A 21,190-nucleotide genomic window follows, 5' to 3' on the forward strand; every position below is an offset into this window, starting at 1 on the left:
TCGGGGTGTTTGTTGGTTACGGCGCTGTGAGCTCGACGATGAGCTCGGGTTCGGTGGCGGCGCAAACAGTTGCTTCGTCAACGCCGGGAGCGAGTTCCCGAAGCACGAGGCCACGATCAGTTACGTCGATTACCGCGAGGTCGGTGATGATGCGGTGAACGACACCGCGACCGGTGAGCGGCAAGGAGCATTCGTTCACAATCTTGGGGCTGCCATCTTTAGCGACATGCTCCATCAGCACGATGACGCGAGCTGCGCCGTGCACGAGGTCCATGGCGCCGCCTGGGCCCTTGATCATCTTGCCGGGGATCATCCAGTTGGCGAGGTCACCGGCAACCGAAACTTGCATGGCGCCGAGGATGGCCGCGTCGATCTTGCCACCGCGGATCATGCCGAAACTCATGGCGGAGTCAAAGAAGGCCGTGCCGGGAAGCGTGGTGACGGTCTCTTTTCCGGCATTGATCAGGTCGGGGTCGACGTTCTCTTCTGTCGGGTACGGACCAACGCCCAGAATACCGTTCTCCGACTGCAACACCACCGTGCGCCCAGCGGGAACATAGTTCGGCACGAGGGTCGGGAGCCCGATACCGAGATTCACATAGGAACCATCAGCCAGTTCGAGAGCGGCACGCGCCGCCATTTCTTCACGAGTCAAAGCCATTACGCAACCACCTTCTGCACTGTGCGACGTTCGATCCGTTTCTCGACATCGGAGCCAACTTCAAGGATTCGCGTGACATACACGCCGGGCAGGTGAACGGCATCCGACTCAATCTCGCCCGGCTCCACCAGCTCTTCGACCTGAGCGATGCAGATACGGCCAGCCATTGCAGCGAGCGGTGAGAAGTTGCGGGCTGACTTCGCAAAGACGAGGTTGCCGTGACGGTCACCTTTGAGAGCGTGAACGAGCGAGAAGTCGGTAGTGATTGATTCTTCAAGCACGAAATCTTTGGCGGTGCCGTTCACATCGAACGAACGCACCTCTTTTTGTGGTGAGGCAATCGCCACGCCACCCGAACCGTCATAGCGGCGCGGTAAACCACCTTCGGCAACCTGAGTGCCCACCCCCGTCTGAGTGAAGAACGCGGCAATGCCCGAACCGCCAGCACGTAGCTTCTCGGCAAGAGTGCCCTGCGGGGTCAACTCAACTTCAAGCTCGCCCGTGAGGAACTGGCGCTCAAACTCTTTGTTCTCGCCTACGTACGACGACGTCATCTTGCGGATGCGGCGGGCGGCCAGCAGAACGCCGAGCCCCCAATCATCCACTCCACAGTTATTGCTGACGATACTGAGGTCGTCTGGCCCCAGCTCGAGCAGCGCTTGGATGAGCACCATCGGATTACCGCACAGGCCAAAGCCGCCAACGGCCAGAGATGCCCCTCGGGGAATATCGGCAATTGCTTCTGCCGCCGACCCCACTGTCTTATCGATACTCACGCTCGGACCTCCCGCGGTTGATTCGCCAATAGTTCAGTCATGACGCCCGCAACACCATCTGCGCCACGCTGCGTCAAAGTAATTGTGTAGTGATTCACGTCGGCAGCCTCAGAGAACGTCACGTGGGGAAGTTCAGACCGCCATCGGTCACACTCTTGGGGAGAATACAGCGCGGGAACCTGATTGAGAAGACCCCGCGGTGCCCGGATGAAGTGCGCCGGCATCGTGAGGCCCTGAAGACCTGCGAGATACCCGGTGTCGCCGCTCAACTGCAGGGCATCGAAACTGACCGCCGCCAAGTTACTAGCAGGGTGCAGCTCGGGGGCAGTGCCCACGAGGTCGTAGTCGACGTAATCGCGAGTGGCTTCCGTGAAATCATCGGCAAATGCCGGGTGCACTCGCCAGAAGTCTTGGTAGCTTTCGCGATTTGCAAACGTCATCGAGAGCCGATCAACAGCCGGCCCCAAGATCACCTGCGGCAAATCCTCCATTGAGACTCCTGCGGGCGCCGGAATCGGCAAACCGCCGTCAATCAAGAGCACGCTTGAGACACGCTCCGGGAACTGCGCCGCCAAGGTCGTCGCGACGAAAGCACCCATCGAATGCCCGACGACGAGCGCGGAATCAGTGCCGGTTGCGGCCAACAGCGCGTTCATGTCGTTCGCGTGCTGCGGCATCCCGAATGGAGCGGGAAGATCACGACTGGCGCCACGGCCCCGCAGGTCGGGAGCGATGACGCGATACTCGGGAAAGGCTTTGGCGACGAGAGGCCACGACATGTGCGACGCCGAAATGCCGTGGATCAGCAGGATAGTGCCGCGTGGTTCCGACTCGGGTTGCCAGACGGCAGCTGTGAGCTCGCCGCCGTCGACCTGGCACGTGATGGTGCTCTGTTGCGTGGTCATCGTGCGCTCCAGCCGCCATCCATTGAGTGTGAGGCACCGGTGACCATGCCCGCGGTGTCGCCGGCGAGCCACAGCACGAGATCCGCAACCTCACTCGGCTCGAGGAGACGTTTGATCGCGCTCTCGGTCAACATGACCTTCTCCACGACCTCAGACTCTGGGATGCCGTGCACCTTCGCCTGATCAGCGATCTGCTTTTCGACCAGCGGCGTGCGCACGTAGCCAGGGTTCACGCAATTGCTCGTGACACCATGGGCGCCGCCCTCCAGCGCCGTCACCTTAGAGAAGCCCTCGAGCCCGTGCTTCGCGGTGACATACGCCGACTTATACGGAGAGGCGCGCAGGCCGTGCACCGAACTGATGTTGATGATGCGCCCGAACTCGCGCTCGTACATCTTCGGAAGAGCGGCCCGCACGAGCAAGAACGGCGCCTCGACCATGAGGGCAAGGATGCGACTGAACATCACCGGATCGAAGCTCTCGATGGGGCTCACGTGTTGGATGCCGGCGTTGTTCACGAGGATGTCGATATCAAGTGAGAGATCGGCGAGCGCCGCAGTGTCGGTGAGATCAATCTGCCACGCTTCACCGCCAATGCGGTCGGCTTGAGCTTTCGCCGCATCACCGTTGAGGTCAGCCACAATGACGTGGGCGCCGGCGGAGGCCAGAGCCTCGGTGCATGCGGCACCAATCCCGCTCGCTCCCCCGGTGACAAGAGCTCTGCGGCCCGTGAGATCGGTCATTTCTCGACTCCTTCGTTGCGCGGCTCTGGCACAGCCAGAGCACGGCGGATAAACGTAATCATCTGATCGAGAACTTCGTCGGGAACCCGGGAGGTGCCGCTCGCGGTCGGATCGGCATCGTGGCCAGCGTCGGCCGAATCGCCCCACAGAACCCAGCGCATCCCGATCATTTCGCCAATACCCATGAGAGCCCACGCTGCGACGGTCGGGTCAATGTCACCGATTTCGCCGAGCAACTGGGCTTCTTTGAGCCCTTCGATGTAGCCATCGACGATGCGCGAATAGTGCAGACGTAATGATTTGGGCGAGACGAATTCGGCCTCCCGCACAACGCGGTAGAGAGCCGGATGCTCGGCGGTGAATTCAAAGAACGCGCGAAAGCCGGCACGCTCTGACTCGATGCGAGTGGATGCTGCGCCAGAGGCTTCGCTCATGGCACGACGCACCCGCCGGTTCAGATCCTCCACGAGTTCTTCGAAGATCTCGAGCTTGCTGGAGAAGTAGAGATAGAACGTGCCCTGGCCTACGCCGGCTTCTTCTGTGATGCGCACAACGGAGGCGTCGGTGTAGCCGTAGCGGGCAAAGACTGTTTCGGCTGCCTCAATCAACTTCGTCTTGGTGCGGGTGCCGCGAGCGGTAAGTGGTGTGCTCATGAACTGATCCGTCCTGGTTGTGCTGACTGTTCTGTCCACTGCTCCAACAGCACCCGGCGACGTACTTTGTCGCTGGATGATCGTGGGATGTGTTCGACAAAAATGACACGCTTCGGCACTTTGAACTTGGCGAGGCTGGTGCGCGCAAAGTTGAGTACGTCGGTTTCGTCGGTGGCAGCGCCCGAGCGCACCACCACCCACGCGATAGCCACTTCGCCCCACGTGGCATCCGGAACGCCGACGACAGCGACATCGGCGACAGCCGGATGCCCGAACAACACGCCCTCAATTTCGGCGGGAGCTACCGACTCTCCCCCAGTGATAAAGATGTCTTTGATGCGGTCGAGCACGCGGTAGTAGCCTTCGGCGTCACGGCTCACAAGGTCGCCGGTCGCGAGCCAGCCGTCTCGAAGTGCGAGTGCTGTTGCTTCCGGGGCGCGAAAATAGCCGCTAAAGACTCCGGGGCCGTGCACGAGCAACTCACCTTGGCCTGCTCCGTCGATGCGCTCACCGGTCACGGGGTCGGCAATGTCGACGTCCACGTGCGGGTAGGGCTTACCTGCCGAGCCAATACGCACGCGCGCTTCCTCATCGGGAAGACAGAGCACATTTGGCGCAGCTTCGGTGAGTCCGTAGCCCTGAGTGAGGGCAACTCCGCGGCTGTGCCACACCCGCAGCAGCGGTTCAGGCATGGGCGCTCCTCCCACAATCGCGTGGGCAAGGCTCGAGAGATCGCTGGACGCGAATCGCGGATGCTGCGACAGAATCAAGTAGTTGGCTGGCACGCCCATCATCGTGGTGATGCGACGATCGGCGATGAGCTGCAGCACTCGAGCCGGGTCGAAGGTGCGCTCGAGCACGACCGTGGCGCCCATCCACCACGCCAGCAGTGGCTGAATATTCCAACCACCGACGTGATACTGCGGCATGACGGCGAGCACCGTGTCGGCGCTCGTGATCTCGGCGGTACGGGAGAGGGACAGGTTGGTCCAGAAGCAATTCGCGTGGCTCAGGATGGCACCCTTGGCCTGATCGAGGGTGCCCGAGGTGAAGATGATCAGCAGTGCGTCATCATCACGCACTTCACGGTGCAGCGGCAATTCTGCCGCACTCCGCAGCGGAGCCACCATGTCGCGTTCGATGCCATGGGTGCCCAATATTCCTCGAGCGATGGGAGCGACCAGCCGGTCAGTAGACAGCGTCGCGAGGGTCGAAAATTCGTCCTCGACAATCAGTACAGCGGGATCGGCTTGCTCGAGCTGCTGCGCGATCTCCCGGGGAGACAACCGCCACGACAGCGGAACGAGCACAAGTCCCGCCTTGGCACAGGCAAAGAACACCACAACATGATCGGAGCTGTTTCCCGTAATCGTGGCAATGCGATCGCCAACACCGTAGCCGCCAGCAAGAAACGCGTGGGCAAGTGCAGTAGCTCGATCATCCAGCTGACGGTAGGTCAGCACGACACCACGGTCATCGACGGCCACACGATCTGGAGTGGCAATCGCGCGGTCAGCTGTCCAGCGCCCTAGCGTGTGCAGTCCATCAGACTGGATCATTCCGCCTCCTCAAGCTGCTTGCGCGCGAGTGGTGTGGCGTTGGTGCCTGTTCCTAGGCGCCGCGCTGCACCAGCGATTCCTCCGGGAAGGAACAACACCACAAGGATAAACAGCGTGCCCAAGATAAAGAGCGGTTCTGAGAGAGGAATCCGCAAAATTGCGGGAAGATCGGCAATCGCATCGGATCCCGCGAGCGCCGTCAGCCGCTGATCCAGCAACGTGTAGATGATCCCGCCGATGATCGCCCCCCAGCGAGATCCGACACCACCGAGCACCACGATCACCAAAATCGTGAGGGTGAAGTCTGCGGATGTAGCACGCGGCGTTGTTCCGCTCTGCAACAGCAAATGCACCATTCCCACCAGCGATGCCAGCACTGAGGCAATTACGAACGCCATCAGCTTCACGCCAAAGGGACGCAGCCCAAGCACGCGCACGCGCAACTCGTTCTCTCGAGTAGCCGTAACCGCATGACCCGCACGCGAGTTCTCGAACCAGGCTACGACCACGAACACAACAACCAACAGTCCGAGCGCGAGCCAATAAAGATTGCGCGTATTGATCACGCCAATAAAGAAGTCGGGAATGTGCTCAGTATCGAGACGCAGCCCCTCCTCACCGCCGGTCAGAGCCGGATTGCGACGCACCAGCACGTTGCCAGCCTGAGCGAACGCCAGCGTCACCATCGCGAACGAGATTCCCGTGACCCTCAGACTCAAGGAACCGAGCAAATAAGCTGCGGCGATGACCACTGCGAGAGTGAGCCCCAATGCCGGGATCAGCGTGAGCTCGGTCTGCTGCAACACAATGCCCAGTCCGTAAGCACCGAGCGCGAAGTACAACGCGTGACCGAACGACAGCATCCCGGCGGTACCAAACAGCAGGTGATAGCTCAACGCCAACGACGCGAAGAGCAAGGCGAGTGCCAGCAACTGCAAAGTGCCTGGAGTGTACGTAGCGCCGGGCAATACGCCAGGGATCGAGATATTCAGCAGCGGGAGAACGGCAGCAAACGCCACCAAGACGCCGCCAACAATCCACCACGTGCGCTGGCTGAGGTTCGTGAGCGACTTCATGCTTTCTTCCCCATAATTCCGGTCGGACGAACCAAGAGCACCACGGCGAGCAACAGCACGACCATGAGGTCACCCGTTCCGCCCCAGAAGTAGTTCGCGAACTGCTGAAGGATCGCAACGGCTACCGATGCGATCGCCGCACCGGCGAGAGAGCCCAGGCCACCGATCACCGTAACGATGAACGCGAAGATCAGCAGGGAGCCCCCGAGTTGTGGCGAGACGTAACCGAAGTAGTGAGACGCAAGCACGCCACCCAGCCCAGCGGCAGCGCCACCAATGGCGAACACGACGGTAAAGGCTTTGCGCACATCGATACCGAGGGCGGTAACCATCGAACGGTTCTCCACCCCCGCCCGAATGACGAGCCCGAAGCGCGTGTACCGCAAGAAGGCGACGATGCCGATGAGCACAAGCGCTGCGGCACCAATTAGCAGGAAGCGGTCATTAGGAACGCGAGCTCCCAAAATTTCGGTGGTCTGAGACAACCACGGCGGTGCGGTGACATAGATTGCGTCGGTGCCCCAGATGCCATCGAACAGAGCCACCGTTGCGAGCGCCAAACCGACAGTCACCAGCACTTGCTCGATATGCCGGTTATAGAGGCGCCGGATGAGGAAAAACTCCGTGGCAGCGGCTGCAAGCGCACCGACGACCATACCGAGAAGTAAAGACGCAATCAGAGTGCCCCAGCTTTCGCCGCCCATCCGCCTCGCCAACTCCCAACCGGCAAAAGCGCCGAGAGTCAGAAAGGAACCATGGGCAAAGTTCAGCACGCCCATGAGGCCATAAATCAGCGACAGACCGGATGCGACCAAGAAGTAGAGAGCACCAAGCCCCAGCCCCGTGATCAGCAACAAAACTATGGTGCTCATGCGACCCCCAGCAATTCTTTCGTCAGAGCTTCATTGCCCAAGAGTTCTTCGGCACCACCGTCATAAACAACGCGACCACCCTCGAGCACAATCACCTTCTGGGCGAGCATCCGCACAACCTGCAAGTTCTGTTCCACCAACAGCACCGGCACAGTTGCGGCGGCGCGCTCGAGTGCTCGCGCGACATCCATCACGATGAGCGGCGCGAGGCCCTTGGTCGGCTCGTCAACGAGCAACACCCGGTTCTCGTTGACGAGAGCGCGAGCCAGCGACACCATCTGCTGCTGGCCTCCCGAGAGAGTGCCAGCCAACTGGCCGGAACGCTCAGTGAGATCAGGAAAAAGTTCTTCGATAAGCTGACGGTTCGGTGAAGAGTTGCGCTCCGCCAGGCGCAGATTTTCTGCGACCGTCAGCGAGGCGAACACCTCACGGTCTTCAGGGACATAACCGACACCGCGCTGCACAATGCGGTGCGTAGGTTCGCGGTCAACGCGCTCCCCCGCAATCGTCACCTCACCCGAGCGTTCGATGAGCCCCAGGATCGCCCGCAGCGTGCTCGTCTTTCCGACGCCATTGCGGCCCAAGAGAGCCGTCACCCCTACGGGAAGCATCTCGAAGCTCACCGATTCAACAACCTGCTGGCCGTCAATGCTGGCGTTGAGATCAGAAACCGTCAGGATCGAATCCGTCACCGTCGGCGTAACACCGGTCGACTCAGTCATAGTGGAGCTCCCAAATAAGCCTTCTGCACCGCTTCGTCTGCCATAACAGCGTCAGGGGTGTCGCAGGCGAGTAACTGGCCATGGTGCATAACCGCAACGCGGTCTACCAGGCCGAGGACGACATCCATATGATGTTCGACCATGAGAACCGTGCGCCCCGACTGATGAACCTGGCGAATCACTTCGGTGAGCCCGGCAACATCGCCAGAGGCGACGCCGGCCATCGGCTCGTCGAGAAGGATGACGCTGGGGTCAGTGGCCAGAAGCATCGCGATTTCTAGTTTGCGTTTGTCACCGTGGGAAAGAACCCCGGCCACCGTCTCGCTGTGATGGCTGAGACCCACCTCGTCGAGTCGGGCTCGAGCGATTGTTGTTGCTTTGTCGTTCGACCGCGGAAAGCGCAGTACTGATGTTGCGCCGCCCAATTTCACTTGCGCAGCGAGCCGAACATTCTCTCGCGCGCTCAGGGCCGGGAAGAGACTGGAAGTTTGAAAAGTTCTGCCGAGCCCAGCCCGGGCCCGCGCATCAATGGTCTGATTCGTGACATCACGCCCCTCCAAAGTGACGGCTCCGGTGGTAGGAGTCATCACCCCAGAGATGAGATTGAAAAGCGTGGTTTTTCCGGCCCCATTCGGGCCGATCACGCCGAGCATCTCACCCTGGCCGATCGAGAGTGACACGTCATCGATGATGACGGCACCCCCGATCGTGAGTGCAAGGTGCTCGACCGTGAGCACGGGCTGGTTCGACATCGTTAGTGAGTTGCTTACTCTGCGATGGGCGGAGTGACGGCGTCAGCATCGACGGCCTCGATCAGCTCAGGAATCCACGAGTCGCCATCAGCGACAAGCGAGACCTGGAACATCGGCTGGATCATGGCGTGGTCTTCGGCGCGAACCGTGATCTCGCCCTTGACCGAATCGAAGGTCCAGCCTTCGAGCGCCGCAATCATGGCATCAACATCGTCGCCACCTTCACGTACTGCCTGAACAACCATCTGAGCCGCAACGAAACCGTCAGGAGAGAACAGGTCAGCCTGCTTGCCTTCTGCTTCGAGGTAGCTCACCATCGCCGTGTTGGCGTCGTTGTCTGTCGCACCACCGAAGTAGTGGTTGAGGAAGCTGATCTTGTCACTCGCGGGGCCATAAGCACCGTAGGTCGAGACGTCGCCAAGACCGGTAGCTACGGGAACGCTGTCGAATACGCCCTGTTGGCTGAGTGCCTGCCACATTGCGCCGGAGGTTGCTCCAGCCCACGCAACGAACACGAGGTCTGGTTGCGTGTCAACGATCTGCTGAGCGAATGGGGTGAACTCTGTTGCATCTTCCGGAACGAGCAAGCTCGTTACTTCTGCGCCCTGCCCACCAAGAACGGCGGTTGCAGCGGCAACGTTGCCCTGGCCGAATGCCGTGTCCTGACCGAAGACGAGAACAGACTTACCGGCAGGATCGCCAATGAAAGTTCCGGCAGTCGCGACGTCTTGGTAGCTCTGGCGACCAGAACGGAAGGTGTAGTCGTTCACTCCGGTGATGCCGTCTGCCGCTGCGGGGCCGGAGATGTACAGAATCTTGTTCTGTTCGGCCTGTTCGGCAATCGCTAGGGCGATTCCGGAGGAGACGGTACCGATGATGATCTTCTGACCTTGACCGATCACGTCTTTCGCTGCGGTAACCGCCTTATCGGCGTCTCCCGCATCATCCGTGATCTCAATGTTGAGCTCGCGGCCATCGACGGCGCCTGTGCCGTCCGTGGCGTAGTCGAGACCGGCGTCGAAGCCCGCGAGGTAGGCCTCACCGTACGCCGCGAGCGGGCCGGTCTGAGAAGTAATGATTGAGATATCAACGGGGGCGAGTTCATCTCCCCCGGATCCGCTATCAACGCTGGGGGCACAGCCTGCCAGTGTGAGTGCAACCGTCGCAATTAACGCCGGAGCGAGGTACTTTTTATTGACCCGCATGATGGGACCTTTCCTGCTGCCTTAGGAGGATTGTGATCTGAACCTGAGACCCGGTTCAGGTTTCATGTAGCCTATGGTTGCTCAACCTCGCTGTCAACACGGCGCACCAACAAAGGAGTTTGCACAGTGGCCAACACCCCTGCACCCAACGATGTAGTAATCCTTTCCGCAACACGCACCCCACAAGGGAAACTGCGCGGACAACTCGGTTCCCTCACGGCCGTTGAGCTCGGCGCAGTCGCACTCCGCGCCGCCGTCGAGCGTTCAGGTGTGAACGTCGACGACATCGACCAGGTCATCTTCGGTCAAGTAATTCAGGCGGGCGCCGGTCAGAACCCTGCCAGGCAAACGTCCATCGCTGCCGGCCTCGCGTGGAAAACTCCCACCGTCACCGTGAACAAAGTCTGCCTGTCAGGACTTGCCGCAATTGTGGATGCTGCGCGCCTCATCCGACTCGGCGAAGCCAATGTTGTTGCTGCCGGTGGTCAAGAATCCATGACCAACGCACCGCACGTGCTGCCAGGGTCACGCATGGGATGGGCTTACGGCACTGTCTCTGCGCTCGACTCTGCCGCTCACGATGCGCTCACTGACGCGTTTGACGCCGAATCAATGGGCGCAAGCACCGAACGTCACAATGGTCGCCTGAACATCGGTCGCACCGAGCAAGACGAAATCGCCGCTGCGTCGCACCAGCGTGCAGCTGCCGCCATTGAGGCCGGCGTTTTCGTCGACGAAATCGCTCCCGTCACCATCCCCCAGCGCAAGGGGGATGATTTGGTGCTCGATACGGATGAGGGCGTGCGCGCCAACACCACCGTCGAGACCCTCGCTGGCCTTCGTCCCGCATTCGATCCTGCCGGAACCATCACTGCCGGAAACTCGTCGCCGCTGAGCGACGGCGCCTCGGCCGTTATCCTGGCCAGCCGCGCTTGGGCAGAAGAACACGGTCTCACCTGGCTCGCCGTTCTCGACCGCTCCGGCCACGTCGCCGGCCCTGATAACTCGTTGCACTCGCAACCCGCTCGCGCTATTGCGGCAGCACTGGAGAACGCTGGGTGGAGCGCAAGCGACCTCGACTTTGCCGAGATCAACGAAGCCTTCGCGGCCGTAAGCCTCCGCTCAACGGCGGAACTTGGGCTCAGCCACGACATCGTGAACATTCACGGTGGAGCGATCGCAATCGGGCACCCCGTTGGGGCATCCGGAGCGCGACTAGTCGTGCACGCCGCCCACGAGCTCGCACGCCGCGGCTCAGGCCGCGCTGCCGTAGCCCTGTGCGGTGGCGGCGGGCAGGGCGACGCGCTTCTCCTGACGCGCTAGCGAATCGGCTGTGGTTAGAAGAACGAGATCGGTTTGACGATGTCGGCGTAGACCAAAAGCAACGTCATCGCGCCGAGAAGAACCACGACAACAAGCGTCAACGGGATTACCTTGGCGGTATCCACCGGGCCTGGATCGGGCTTACCGAATAGCTTCGCAAAGAAACGCCGAACGCCTTCATACAGCGCGCCGAGAACATGACCTCCGTCGAGAGGCATGAGCGGCACGAGGTTAAAGACGAAAAGCGCAACGTTGAGCGACCCGATAAGCCCGATCAAGGTAGCGACTCGATCAGCAACCGGTGCAGAATCTAAGCTCGCAATCTCGCCAGCAATACGGCCAACGCCAACCACGCCGATGGGGCCGTTGGGATCACGCTCACCAGGACCGAACGCCGCAGTGGCAACATCGACCATGCGCTGGGGAAGATGCAGAATCACATTGCCAACCGCAACAACGTTGTCACCAACAGCAGGCAGAACCGCAGTCACCGGCTGTCGAACATTCTCCACTGCCGAGCCAATTCCCAAGAAACCGTACTCTTCAGTCAGAGGTTCGCCAGCAGCATCCTCGGCAATTTGGCCGCGATCGTCGAAAACATAGCGTTCGGTGAGCAAGGGCTCGGTCAGCAGCGTAACTTCGGCACCATCTCGCTCTACGACGACGGTTAATTCTGCGCCCGCAGCCGCGCGAATGTACTCGGTCGCTTCAGCCCAGGTCTCTACAGGCTCGCCATCCATCGACACCAATCGATCGCCAGGAAGCATCCCCGCGGCAAAGCCTGGCGCTTCAGGATCAGTGCTCTCGCAGGTTTGACGATCGGCCGTTGCTGGCAGGACACACTCCGAGACACTACTAATCGTCGTCGTGGTCTGAGCAGACCCGAAACCCATCAGGAGAACCGCGAACATCACGATGGCAATAAGAAGGTTCATCACCGGACCACCGAGCATGATGATGACGCGCTTGAAGACCGGCAAATTATAGAAAGCCCGCGACTCGTCGACATCAACCAACGTGTCTGCACTTGCGGTGCGGGCATCCTGAACCAAAGTCTGGAATATGCCTGTCGTGGAGCTGCGGCTTCCCGCATTCACTTTGCTCGGAGGGTACATTCCCGCCATCGCAATGTAGCCGCCCAAGGGGATCGCCTTGAACCCATACTCCGTCTCGCCGCGCTTACGCGAGAAAATCGTCGGTCCAAATCCGATCATGTACTGGCTTACGCGCACACCAAAGAGCTTCGCCGGCAATAGATGGCCTATCTCGTGCAGGCCTATTGAGACAGCAAGCCCGACGACAACAACCAGGATGCCGAGAATATACAAGAGCACGTTTTCCACTCGCTAAGAATAGCCACGCGCACCGACGCCGACCTGTGCCAGCGCTGTGGAAGGCGAATAACCACCCCAGATTGGGGTAGTTCTGACGCTCAACGACGCGCTACTACGACCAAATCTGCTTCACGGCGAGCCCAAGCTTCGGCCTCGATCAGCGCCTCAAGGGTCAATTCAGTCGCTTCGTGGCTCTGCACCACCTGGTCGACGACATCCAAAATATCAAGGTAGCCAATCGCACCAGCGTGGAACGCATGCACCGCTTGCTCGTTTGCCGCATTGAATACGGCCGGGAACGTCACACCAGCGGCACCCACGGCTTTGGCCATGTCGACGGCAGGAAAAACCTCACTATCGAGCGGCTCGAAATTCCAGGTGCTGACGGTGGTCCAATCCAGCGGAGCGCCGACGCCAGCCACTCGGTGTGGCCAGTCAAGACCGAGCGAGATAGGAAGACGCATATCGGGCGGACTTGCCTGCGCGATCGTCGACCCATCGACAAATTCGACCATTGAATGGACGATAGATTGCGGATGCACCGTGACAGCAATCTGGTCATAGGGAATATCGAACAGCAAATGCGCCTCAATCACCTCAAGGCCCTTATTGACCAAGGTTGACGAGTTGGTAGTGACCACCAGCCCCATATCCCAGGTCGGATGCGCCAAAGCCTCTTGGGGAGTCACATTACGAAGCGAGTCCCGAGTGCGACCGCGAAACGGGCCGCCGGATGCCGTCAACACGAGTCGACGCACTTCGGAATGTTCGCCAGAGCGCAACGCTTGCGCGATCGCCGAGTGCTCAGAATCAACCGGCACGATCTGCCCTGGCCTAGCTCGCGACATCACTAAATCGCCGCCAACGATCAGGCTTTCCTTGTTGGCTAAAGCCAACACTGCTCCTGAATCAAGGGCTGCGAGCGTAGGACCGAGCCCTACCGACCCTGTGATGCCGTTGACAACAACGTCGGCAGAAACATCCCGCACCAACTGCGCTGCTTGCTCAGCACCGAAGGCGATGTGCTTCACACCGAAGCGCTCCGCCTGTTCTTCAACGAGCTGTCTATTTGACCCAGCCGCGAGCCCCACTACCTCGAAACGGTCACGATTTGCCTCAACAACATCGAGGGTTTGCGTACCGATCGAGCCAGTGGAACCCAGTAAAATTATCTTGCGCATTCCGCTACCTTAGCGAGACTGCACCAACCGACGGCGTCGACGACGCCTGAGCTAGCCGACACCCAGAATGTCAACAACGAACACGATGGTGTCAGTGCCGCTGATGTTCGCACCCTCGCTACCGGCCTCGCCGTAGCCTTCACTTGGCGGCAGAACCGCGAGGATCTGCGAGCCAACCTGTTGGCCTTCGAGTGCTGCCTTAAAACCTGTGACAACGCCGCCAGTGTTGAACTGTCTCGGAGCTCCAGTGCTCCAGCTCTCGTCGAAGACTTCACCTGTCGTCCAGTTCATTCCCACGTAGTGAACAACAACTTCGGAATTTTCTTCAATTGTTGCGCCATCACCCTGCTTGAGCACAGCGATCTCGAGCGTGGAGGGTGGATCTGTCGACGGAATCGTGATAGTCGGAGTGCCGTCTTCCGCTAGTTCCACAGTGGGAAGACCATCAACTGCGGGCTGGTCTTCGCCATCAGCGCGGGGAAGCGCTGGGTCAGCAGGAGGATCGACAGACACGACGTCGATAACAAAGACAACGTCTTCATCGGCGGTCAAACCGAACTGTGTACGTGCTTCCTCGGTGAACGACTCGGCGAGGGGCAAAACGCCGACAACACGAGTGCCCGCTGTTGCGCACTGAATCAGCTTGACAATGCCAGGAATGGTTTGAGCCTCATCCACAACGATCGGAGCAATGTTTTCGGGGTCATAGACGCTCGGGGTGACTTCCTCTCCCGTTGCTCCGCTGTACATGGCGAAATTCACATTGGCGACAGCACCCGCTTCCGCAACAACGTCGCCGTCACCCTCAATCACGAGCGAGCGTTCTGTCGTAGTGACCTCAGTAGGGAAATCGATTGTTACCTCTGGCTTCGCGCCAAAGTCGCCGCTCACGTCGATCGCTTCCGACGCTGCACCAGATGCTGTGACCGAGCAATCACCTGAATTGTCAGCCATCGTCGAGTCGGCGGGGGTGCATGCCGCCAGAGAGGCAACCACACCGAGGGACAGGAAGAACGGAATCGCTTTACGCACAAGAACCTTTCACAGCAACAACAAGAAGCACCAATACTCCCGCACTCTTGCTGTGCGTAGCGTGTGGAATCGCCGAGCGGTTCACGATCAGAGCATGCGGCCCGATCGCCCGTCATTAACCCGTCGCTCGCCTCTCATTAGCCCGTTGCTAGCCCTCGACGATGATGCGGGGTTGGTGCAGCACCGGAAAGTTCACTGATGACGCAATGAAACACTTTTTGTTTGCCTCAGTGTGCGCATCCATCGCGTCGTCTACGCTCCCTGCAGAGATCGTCACAACGGGCCGCAAAGTCACCGAGGTGAAATGCCCACCACCGTTATCGGTCTGCTTCATCGTGCCCGAAACTTCATCGTGGTATGCCGTGACCACTATTCCGCGCTTGACGGCGACGTGTAGGTAGCTCAACATGTGGCACTGACTGAGCGCCGCGATGAGCAACTCTTCCGGATTCCAGCGGTCGGCAGAGCCGTGAAAAACCCGTGCACTTGACCCATCAATACTGTGCTTGCCGACAGCGGTGATCTCGTTATGCCGCGAATAGCCCCGATACTCCCGGGTGCCCTCGCCAAGATTTCCCGACCATTGCAGCCGCACTTCAAAATTGTGATCGATGTTCATAGCAATCTCCCTCACCAACATCTGGGCCGACGCCAACCGTTACGGCACCTAGCCGCAGCACGTCTTGCGATTCCACCGTAGCCTTTCGGCTTGTGACTGGCCGAGTCTGTGCAGCAAATTCGCATGCGCAAACGCCTCCCGGACGCACGCGAAACGCTCGCGGATGCCGCTAACGTAGGGATGTGAATTCAGCTTCTCCGCACCTCCCCAACACCCTTGACGTCGACGACACTGTTCAGTTGGTGGTATTGGAACGATCAGGGATGGTCGAATCCCGCCATCTGGGTGCGGCAGTGGTCATTGCCCCCGACGGCACGCAGTTGCGGCGACTCGGCGATCCCGACGCGCTTATCTACCCGCGTTCGACACTCAAACCAATGCAAGCGATCACGGTGCTGCGTTCGGGAGTGACCCTCTCGGAGGAGCAACTGGTGCTGGCCAGCGCCAGCCATACGGGCAGCCAGCGCCACCAAGATGTCGTTGCGTCGACTCTCGCCGCGTATGGCCTGAGCGAATCGAACTTGTTATGCCCGACGGACTGGCCAGCGGATTCACAAGCTCAACGCGCAGCAGACGCTCCCTCGCGACTCGCCATGAACTGCTCCGGAAAACACGCGAGCTTCTTAGCTGCCTGCGTCGTCAATAACTGGCCGCTGGAGAGTTACCTTGAGCATGACCATCCGCTGCAGGCTCGAATTCGCGAGACCGTTATCGAATTCACTGGCACAGAATTGGCCCATGAGGGAATTGACGGCTGCGGTGCCCCCGTCTTCGCGATGAGCCTCGTGGCTTTGGCCACAGCAATCCAGCGCATCGCAACCGCGAGCGTCACGAGTGATCCGCACGCTCACGCCCTTATTGCCGCGATCAGGGCGCACTCCTGGGGACTCGACATGCCCCAGGTCACCGAAGCGATGAATACGTTGGGCATAGTTGCCAAACGAGGCGCCGAAGGCGTGTTGATCGCGGCAGCTCCTGACGGAACCACCGTCACGCTAAAGATTCTGGATGGTTCCATCCGTCCGCTCTTGCCGGTCGGACTCTCGTTACTCGTTGACGCAGGCGCTATGGACCCCGCTGCAGCCGCCACAGTGCTTTCGTCGACGACCGAAGAGGTTCTCGGCCGTGGCCTCCCCGTTGGCGAGTTGCGCTTTCAACTCGCCTAGACCGTATGGCTGGCGGGCTACCCTTTGCCCGTTATCCGGCGGAACTCCGCATTGAATGCTTGGTCGTCGGCGGTGTTGAGCGTTCTGAAATTGCTCGTGCGCGACATGACTTCCGCGTCTGGGAAGGTGTGCGGGTTAGCGGCCAGTTCTGGGTTGTGTTCCGTTGCATATTCGAACGTTCCATCGACCGGGCTCACACAACGAATCCAGTCCACAACGTTCGAGGCAATTTCGGGGTCGTAGTAGAAATTCATCAGCTTTTCCACATTGGCTTTGTGCTGAGCGCCCGCAGGAACGACCAAGGAATCAGTGAAGAATGTTCCTCGAGATCCCGGAAGCAAGAACTTGAATTTTTCGCGACCCGCTTGCGCATTGAGCACCGCGATGTCTCCGGAGCGCGCGAATCCGGCCAGCGCGTCACCCGACTTGAACTTCTCGATGTAGTCGCTGCCCATGACGCCCATGATGTGCTTCGATTTGAGGCGCTCTTCAAGCAGTGCACTTGCCTGCATGAACTCGGCGGTCCCCCAAGTTTCCTGAGAGATGTCTACGCCCTGAGCCAACAAAAGCATGCCCATGGTGTGCCGCATCTCTGCCAGGACAACGACTTTGCCTTTGAGGTCATCGTTCCACAATTGCTCTACCGAGACGATTCCTTCGCTGTACTCCTCGGCATTCCACGCGAGGCCGATGAACCCACTTTGCCAGGGCAATGAGTAGTCGCGCTCCGGGTCGAATTCTGGATGAGCGAGTGTCTTCGTGAGGTTCTTCTTGTTGGGGATGTTCGCTGAGTCTAGCTTTTGGGCGTAGCCAAACTTAATGAGCCGGGCAGCCATCCAGTCGCTGACGCAAATAACATCGGCCCCTGTGGGCTTCCCCAGTGCAAGCTGGTCTTTCATCGAAAGGTAGAAACCAACATTGTCTTCGACGATCGCACGATACTCGACGTCAATGTCTGATTGCTTCTTGAACGCCTTCAAGGTCGCCGAATGTCCACTGAGGTCTTCGTCGATGTAGGAGGGCCAGCTTGCCCACACGAGCGAGTTGTCGCTATCGGAAAGGTCCTCGGCAGCTGATCCGTCTGGGCTCGCACACGCTGCGAGCGCCAGCGCCGTTGCGCCAAGTCCAGCCCCCTGAATTAGCCCCCTGCGGCTGATATGAGATTGCTTCGCCTGCAGCACTAGCTGCTGGATCGCTGGATCCTGCGGAAGTGGTCTCGTCACTGTTTCTCCTTCGCACCCACCAATTACCCCGATGGTAGTGAGCGCAGTTTGGCTAGTTCTAGCCCCAGTTGGGAGGGGCTTTGTGGGCGCGAGGCAATAATTCCACGTTTTGGGCAGAAATTCGCCCAATAAATGTGCCCAATTCGGGTACCGTGCTGGCGTGCCCGAGATCATGAGTACTGCTATTCCTGACGAAGACGCAATCTTTAGTACTGCGTCGTCATCGCCCAAGCATGACTCCACGAGCTAGGAACACCCGGAATCGACGTTCTCCTTCAGGCTAGCGCTGCCAGGCGCTGTCAGATCGACAAGCGCACTCTGTCTGCGCCGTCTTCGGTGATTCGCCAATAGTGTCCAGAACCGGAGGCGAGTGGCGGAGGCAATTCTCGTGTGCGGGCAAGCTGTCGGAAATCACTGAGGTTGCAACCGTCGAGTACAACGGTGTTGTGGGTTCGCAGCAGCGCAAGCGAACCCCACCGCGACTGCCACTCGTCAATTGACCCGATAAGCGCGATTGGTTTCTCTGTGTCCGCGATGAGGAGTTCTCGCTCTGAACCTGGCGCACCATCGAGCTCACGTACTTGCCACCCGGCAGCCGCTATCGCTGCCGCAGTTATCCGTGGTCGGCTGCTCGCGATCACGAGGTTTTCGGTGGAGCGTAGAGTCACGACACGAGCAGGCATGGGAACTGGTGGGAACGCCTCGCCGAGCGCAATTTGCACGCGAGCCCCTTTCCACAGTGCACCACCGGGTGGCAAATCGGGGTTGTAGTCGGCAGACATTCCTCCGGAGAGCACGAAGTCTTGCCTGCTATTCAGCCGAAGTCTCATAACATTTGGCATGAGTTGCACGAGCGACTGAAGTGCGGGAGTGATTCGCTGTGCGCTTGCGACGACAGCAATTCCGCGCGCTGGGCCTTCCCGCAGCACCCGTGCTAATCGGTCGAGCACGGCAATCCGGTAGTCGTCGTCGAATCGTGCAATGACCGCATCCAGATCATCGATAGTGAGCAGGATGCTCGCCCGTCGTTGTCCTGGTGCTTCGTCACGGTCTAGCTGTCCATGAAGCTCCGCAAGAACATCCCAGAACCCGGCGGGTTCGCGTCCTCCGGCGAGAACACGAACCGCCGCTTCGTCTTCACCTCGCCCATCAGCGGCTCCTATGGCCAATTCCTGATCTGACCTGTCTGTTGAACTTGCTGACATGCTCGCTTCAGCGATAGTTGCGATCGCCACACTCTTTCCACTCCCTGGTGCACCAATGATGAATATGTTGCCATCGCGAACGGCAGACCACTCCGCAACAGTCTGCCTCTGCTCTTCGGGTAGGTCTGTGAGCCCGAAAGACACGGCACCGCCATGCTGAACACCTCGACTCCTCACTGTGCCGGGAGCGCCCGAATGCGCGAAGTGCGCTGCAGATTCTCCCGACCGGATTGTGCTGAACTCAACTAGGGCGCCTAGTGGGATGGACGCGGCGAGAGGTTCGCACCACGGTCGACGAGGGCGGTACGTGGCCGGCCACCGACTGGCAACCGCAACGATGTCGTGGCGAGTAGCCAGAGCAAACTGCACCAGCTCTGCGGAGGACGATCCATGGGCGACCCACGCGCGTCCCCTTGCCTGTGCGGGCAACTCGGCAGCCCGGTCGCTGCCGATCACCGCCGAACTATCGGCCGCGTTGTTGACTCGCAACGATATTCTCAGATCTGCGTTCGCGAGCAGAGAATCACGGACTACGCCTGACGGCCGCTGAGTGCACAAAACAAGGTGAACTCCGAGGGAGCGGCCCCGGGCAGCAACGTCGCTGAAAAGCGCATGAAGCTGGGGGTAATCCGCCATCATCGCCGCAAATTCGTCAACAACGATCACTAAACGGGGAAGCGTGTCTAGTTCAGAGACATCACGCGCTCCTGCTTGAGCGAGTGTGCGTTCTCGGAATTGGAGTTCTGCGCGAAGACTCGCAAAGGCCCGACTTGCGACACTTTCATCAAGGTCCGTGATGATGCCCACAGTGTGCGGGAGTTCGGCGAGGTGAGTGAATGCTGAACCACCTTTGAAATCCACCAGAAGAAAGTTCACGTCGCCTGGTGACGATTCAGCCGCCATGGCGAGAACCCAGGAGATGAGTAGTTCGCTCTTGCCACTTCCTGTGGTTCCGCCGACGATCGCATGCGGTCCGTTTGCCACAAGGTCGACAAGAGTTCGCCCTCCGGCCCCGACTGCTGGTCGGCTCTGAAGCGAACGGGAACTCCGCTCTGATGGTACGGAATCGTTTCCCAACTCTGCCAGCAGTTCGCTGAACCGAACAGAATCCGGTACCGCGGCGTCGTGTGTCGCTAGGCCGTCTCGCGACGCGATGTCATGCGCGGCGAGCGCCCAGGCAAGCGCTTGCTCACGGCCGAGGAATGAGGGCTCAAAATCACGACGTTGATGCTTGTCTGGGTGGCTCACCACCGTGGTTGAGTCGCCTGCAGCAGAAATAACGATGCGATGCCCGCTTGGGACTTGTTGTTCACTGAAAACGACGCTGATCGAAACACTCGGTTTATCGTCGCCCAACTTGCCCCAATGCGCACTGGCAAACTCATGATCGCCGTAATCGGCATCCGCGCCTCCATCTGAGCGAAGGACACGATGTGGCAAATGGGAAGCCCATTCTTCTCGGCTGAACGCGCCTCGAAACCGCGCCCAGGTCGTGGCGGGAGACAGCGTGCGCGAGATTTGTATCGACAGCGCCCTCGCCAGCGAAAGCGCGACGATTTCGACACCAAAGATGGCAATTCCCAGCCGGCCGTTTACCGCGATCGGAGCGCGCTGCAAGTGAGAGGCACTCTCGATCAGCTGTTGATAACTTTCCGCTATTGATGGGTCAAGACGCTCCTGAGTACCCCCGCCGTCGATGGCTAGATCGCTGCGAACATGGCCATAGCCAAGGTGCACCGGCACTACATCGTTTGGCTCCCGCATCCATCGGGATGAATCTGTGTGCACGTCTCGCACCAAGAAAATAGCTGGCGGCGTGCGCTCAGCAAGATCAGCGGTCTCTCGGCGGTGATGCGCCGCGATTGCGGATTGTGTTGTCGAAAGCTCGAAGGCGAATCGTCGTGACTCGGTTCGCGAGTTCTTGCGCGCCGTGATGCGCGAATCCACGTAGCTCCCCGTCGCGGCCAGCGGGCCGAGCGCCGCAAAAACTAGCGCAAACATCGACCCTGTGATGAACCAAATCGCCAACGAAGCGACGATCGGCACAATCGCCGCTACTACCGGGAAACGAAAAGGCGCAGCGGCCTGGGGCGCAGACGGCAAAACTACGCGTGGGTCATTCGTATGGGAAGCGTTCACTTGACTACTCAAACAGCAGGCAATCTCCCACAACCCGTCAGGTG

Annotated in this window: 19 protein-coding genes; 2 read left to right on the forward strand and 17 right to left on the reverse strand. The window is 59.7% G+C overall.

Annotated features, from left to right (window positions below):
* Positions 1 to 16 precede the first annotated feature (16 nt).
* Genes FFT87_RS11505 through FFT87_RS11555 form a run of 11 tightly spaced genes read right to left on the reverse strand, consistent with a single transcriptional unit; the run spans position 17 to position 9,924 of the window.
* Positions 17 to 661 (reverse strand): CoA transferase subunit B, encoded by a 645-nt coding sequence (locus tag FFT87_RS11505; protein ID WP_219948852.1) that lies wholly within the window; start codon positions 659 to 661, stop codon positions 17 to 19.
* Entirely contained in the window at positions 661 to 1,437 is a 777-nt protein-coding gene (locus FFT87_RS11510; RefSeq protein WP_219948853.1) for a CoA transferase subunit A, read from the reverse strand. Before FFT87_RS11510 ends, FFT87_RS11505 begins: the two co-directional genes overlap by 1 nt.
* Entirely contained in the window at positions 1,434 to 2,342 is a 909-nt protein-coding gene (locus FFT87_RS11515; RefSeq protein WP_219948854.1) for an alpha/beta hydrolase, read from the reverse strand. The genes FFT87_RS11510 and FFT87_RS11515 overlap by 4 nt, the downstream gene beginning before the upstream one ends.
* Positions 2,339 to 3,085, reverse strand: coding sequence for a 3-hydroxybutyrate dehydrogenase (locus FFT87_RS11520; protein ID WP_219948855.1), 747 nt, complete (start codon positions 3,083 to 3,085; stop codon positions 2,339 to 2,341). The genes FFT87_RS11515 and FFT87_RS11520 overlap by 4 nt, the downstream gene beginning before the upstream one ends.
* A complete protein-coding gene (locus tag FFT87_RS11525) occupies positions 3,082 to 3,738 on the reverse strand; it encodes a TetR/AcrR family transcriptional regulator (RefSeq protein ID WP_219948856.1) in 657 nt (218 codons plus the stop codon). Before FFT87_RS11525 ends, FFT87_RS11520 begins: the two co-directional genes overlap by 4 nt.
* Positions 3,735 to 5,297, reverse strand: a complete 1,563-nt coding sequence (locus FFT87_RS11530) for a class I adenylate-forming enzyme family protein (RefSeq protein WP_219948857.1) — start codon at positions 5,295 to 5,297, stop codon at positions 3,735 to 3,737. The genes FFT87_RS11525 and FFT87_RS11530 overlap by 4 nt, the downstream gene beginning before the upstream one ends.
* On the reverse strand, positions 5,294 to 6,373 hold the full coding sequence (locus FFT87_RS11535) for a branched-chain amino acid ABC transporter permease (protein ID WP_219948858.1): 1,080 nt from the start codon (positions 6,371 to 6,373) through the stop codon (positions 5,294 to 5,296). Before FFT87_RS11535 ends, FFT87_RS11530 begins: the two co-directional genes overlap by 4 nt.
* A complete protein-coding gene (locus tag FFT87_RS11540) occupies positions 6,370 to 7,245 on the reverse strand; it encodes a branched-chain amino acid ABC transporter permease (protein WP_219948859.1) in 876 nt (291 codons plus the stop codon). The genes FFT87_RS11535 and FFT87_RS11540 overlap by 4 nt, the downstream gene beginning before the upstream one ends.
* Positions 7,242 to 7,967 (reverse strand): ABC transporter ATP-binding protein, encoded by a 726-nt coding sequence (locus FFT87_RS11545; protein WP_219948860.1) that lies wholly within the window; start codon positions 7,965 to 7,967, stop codon positions 7,242 to 7,244. The genes FFT87_RS11540 and FFT87_RS11545 overlap by 4 nt, the downstream gene beginning before the upstream one ends.
* The gene (locus tag FFT87_RS11550) at positions 7,964 to 8,719 is read right to left on the reverse strand and encodes an ABC transporter ATP-binding protein (protein ID WP_219948861.1); all 756 of its coding nucleotides are present in this window, start codon (positions 8,717 to 8,719) and stop codon (positions 7,964 to 7,966) included. Before FFT87_RS11550 ends, FFT87_RS11545 begins: the two co-directional genes overlap by 4 nt.
* A gap of 14 nt (positions 8,720 to 8,733) precedes the next feature.
* A complete protein-coding gene (locus FFT87_RS11555) occupies positions 8,734 to 9,924 on the reverse strand; it encodes a substrate-binding domain-containing protein (protein ID WP_219948862.1) in 1,191 nt (396 codons plus the stop codon).
* Positions 9,925 to 10,050: 126 nt separating this feature from the next.
* Here FFT87_RS11555 and FFT87_RS11560 point away from each other — a divergent pair, with 126 nt between their 5' ends.
* Positions 10,051 to 11,247, forward strand: coding sequence for an acetyl-CoA C-acetyltransferase (locus tag FFT87_RS11560; RefSeq protein WP_010205111.1), 1,197 nt, complete (start codon positions 10,051 to 10,053; stop codon positions 11,245 to 11,247).
* Between the two features lie 14 nt (positions 11,248 to 11,261).
* Here FFT87_RS11560 and FFT87_RS11565 read toward each other — a convergent pair whose 3' ends face one another.
* The 4 genes from FFT87_RS11565 to FFT87_RS11580 all read right to left on the reverse strand — a co-directional run bounded on the left by FFT87_RS11565 (position 11,262) and on the right by FFT87_RS11580 (position 15,413).
* On the reverse strand, positions 11,262 to 12,590 hold the full coding sequence (locus FFT87_RS11565) for an RIP metalloprotease (RefSeq protein WP_219948863.1): 1,329 nt from the start codon (positions 12,588 to 12,590) through the stop codon (positions 11,262 to 11,264).
* 89 nt (positions 12,591 to 12,679) lie between these two features.
* Positions 12,680 to 13,762 (reverse strand): 1-deoxy-D-xylulose-5-phosphate reductoisomerase, encoded by a 1,083-nt coding sequence (dxr, locus tag FFT87_RS11570; protein ID WP_219948864.1) that lies wholly within the window; start codon positions 13,760 to 13,762, stop codon positions 12,680 to 12,682.
* A gap of 51 nt (positions 13,763 to 13,813) precedes the next feature.
* The gene (locus tag FFT87_RS11575) at positions 13,814 to 14,794 is read right to left on the reverse strand and encodes an FKBP-type peptidyl-prolyl cis-trans isomerase (RefSeq protein ID WP_219948865.1); all 981 of its coding nucleotides are present in this window, start codon (positions 14,792 to 14,794) and stop codon (positions 13,814 to 13,816) included.
* A gap of 148 nt (positions 14,795 to 14,942) precedes the next feature.
* Positions 14,943 to 15,413: an OsmC family protein gene (locus tag FFT87_RS11580; protein ID WP_219948866.1), complete on the reverse strand. Its 471-nt coding sequence runs from the start codon at positions 15,411 to 15,413 to the stop codon at positions 14,943 to 14,945.
* 182 nt (positions 15,414 to 15,595) lie between these two features.
* Between FFT87_RS11580 and FFT87_RS11585 the strand changes: the two genes are divergently transcribed.
* Positions 15,596 to 16,579 carry an asparaginase gene (locus FFT87_RS11585; RefSeq protein WP_255559907.1) on the forward strand — a complete coding sequence of 328 codons (984 nt, stop codon included), beginning with the start codon at positions 15,596 to 15,598 and terminating at the stop codon, positions 16,577 to 16,579.
* Positions 16,580 to 16,596: 17 nt separating this feature from the next.
* Here the strand turns inward: FFT87_RS11585 and FFT87_RS11590 are convergent, their stop codons facing one another.
* Together FFT87_RS11590 and FFT87_RS11595 are read right to left on the reverse strand one after the other, a co-directional pair.
* Positions 16,597 to 17,802, reverse strand: coding sequence for a PotD/PotF family extracellular solute-binding protein (locus FFT87_RS11590; RefSeq protein WP_219948867.1), 1,206 nt, complete (start codon positions 17,800 to 17,802; stop codon positions 16,597 to 16,599).
* A gap of 299 nt (positions 17,803 to 18,101) precedes the next feature.
* Positions 18,102 to 21,146, reverse strand: a complete 3,045-nt coding sequence (locus tag FFT87_RS11595; RefSeq protein WP_219948868.1) for an FtsK/SpoIIIE domain-containing protein — start codon at positions 21,144 to 21,146, stop codon at positions 18,102 to 18,104.
* Between the last annotated feature and the right edge of the window lie 44 nt (positions 21,147 to 21,190).

The organism is Salinibacterium sp. M195, from assembly GCF_019443965.1.
GTDB lineage: Bacteria > Actinomycetota > Actinomycetes > Actinomycetales > Microbacteriaceae > Rhodoglobus.

What these genes read in the sequence shown, in the direction of transcription:
- FFT87_RS11505 (WP_219948852.1), bottom strand. Translation starts at nt 661, where the DNA reads ATGGCTTTGACTCGTGAAGAAATGGCGGCGCGTGCCGCTCTCGAACTG.
- FFT87_RS11515 (WP_219948854.1), bottom strand. Translation starts at nt 2,342, where the DNA reads ATGACCACGCAACAGAGCACCATCACGTGCCAGGTCGACGGCGGCGAG.
- FFT87_RS11520 (WP_219948855.1), bottom strand. Translation starts at nt 3,085, where the DNA reads ATGACCGATCTCACGGGCCGCAGAGCTCTTGTCACCGGGGGAGCGAGC.
- FFT87_RS11525 (WP_219948856.1), bottom strand. Translation starts at nt 3,738, where the DNA reads ATGAGCACACCACTTACCGCTCGCGGCACCCGCACCAAGACGAAGTTG.
- FFT87_RS11530 (WP_219948857.1), bottom strand. Translation starts at nt 5,297, where the DNA reads ATGATCCAGTCTGATGGACTGCACACGCTAGGGCGCTGGACAGCTGAC.
- FFT87_RS11535 (WP_219948858.1), bottom strand. Translation starts at nt 6,373, where the DNA reads ATGAAGTCGCTCACGAACCTCAGCCAGCGCACGTGGTGGATTGTTGGC.
- FFT87_RS11540 (WP_219948859.1), bottom strand. Translation starts at nt 7,245, where the DNA reads ATGAGCACCATAGTTTTGTTGCTGATCACGGGGCTGGGGCTTGGTGCT.
- FFT87_RS11545 (WP_219948860.1), bottom strand. Translation starts at nt 7,967, where the DNA reads ATGACTGAGTCGACCGGTGTTACGCCGACGGTGACGGATTCGATCCTG.
- FFT87_RS11550 (WP_219948861.1), bottom strand. Translation starts at nt 8,719, where the DNA reads ATGTCGAACCAGCCCGTGCTCACGGTCGAGCACCTTGCACTCACGATC.
- FFT87_RS11555 (WP_219948862.1), bottom strand. Translation starts at nt 9,924, where the DNA reads ATGCGGGTCAATAAAAAGTACCTCGCTCCGGCGTTAATTGCGACGGTT.
- dxr (WP_219948864.1), bottom strand. Translation starts at nt 13,762, where the DNA reads ATGCGCAAGATAATTTTACTGGGTTCCACTGGCTCGATCGGTACGCAA.
- FFT87_RS11580 (WP_219948866.1), bottom strand. Translation starts at nt 15,413, where the DNA reads ATGAACATCGATCACAATTTTGAAGTGCGGCTGCAATGGTCGGGAAAT.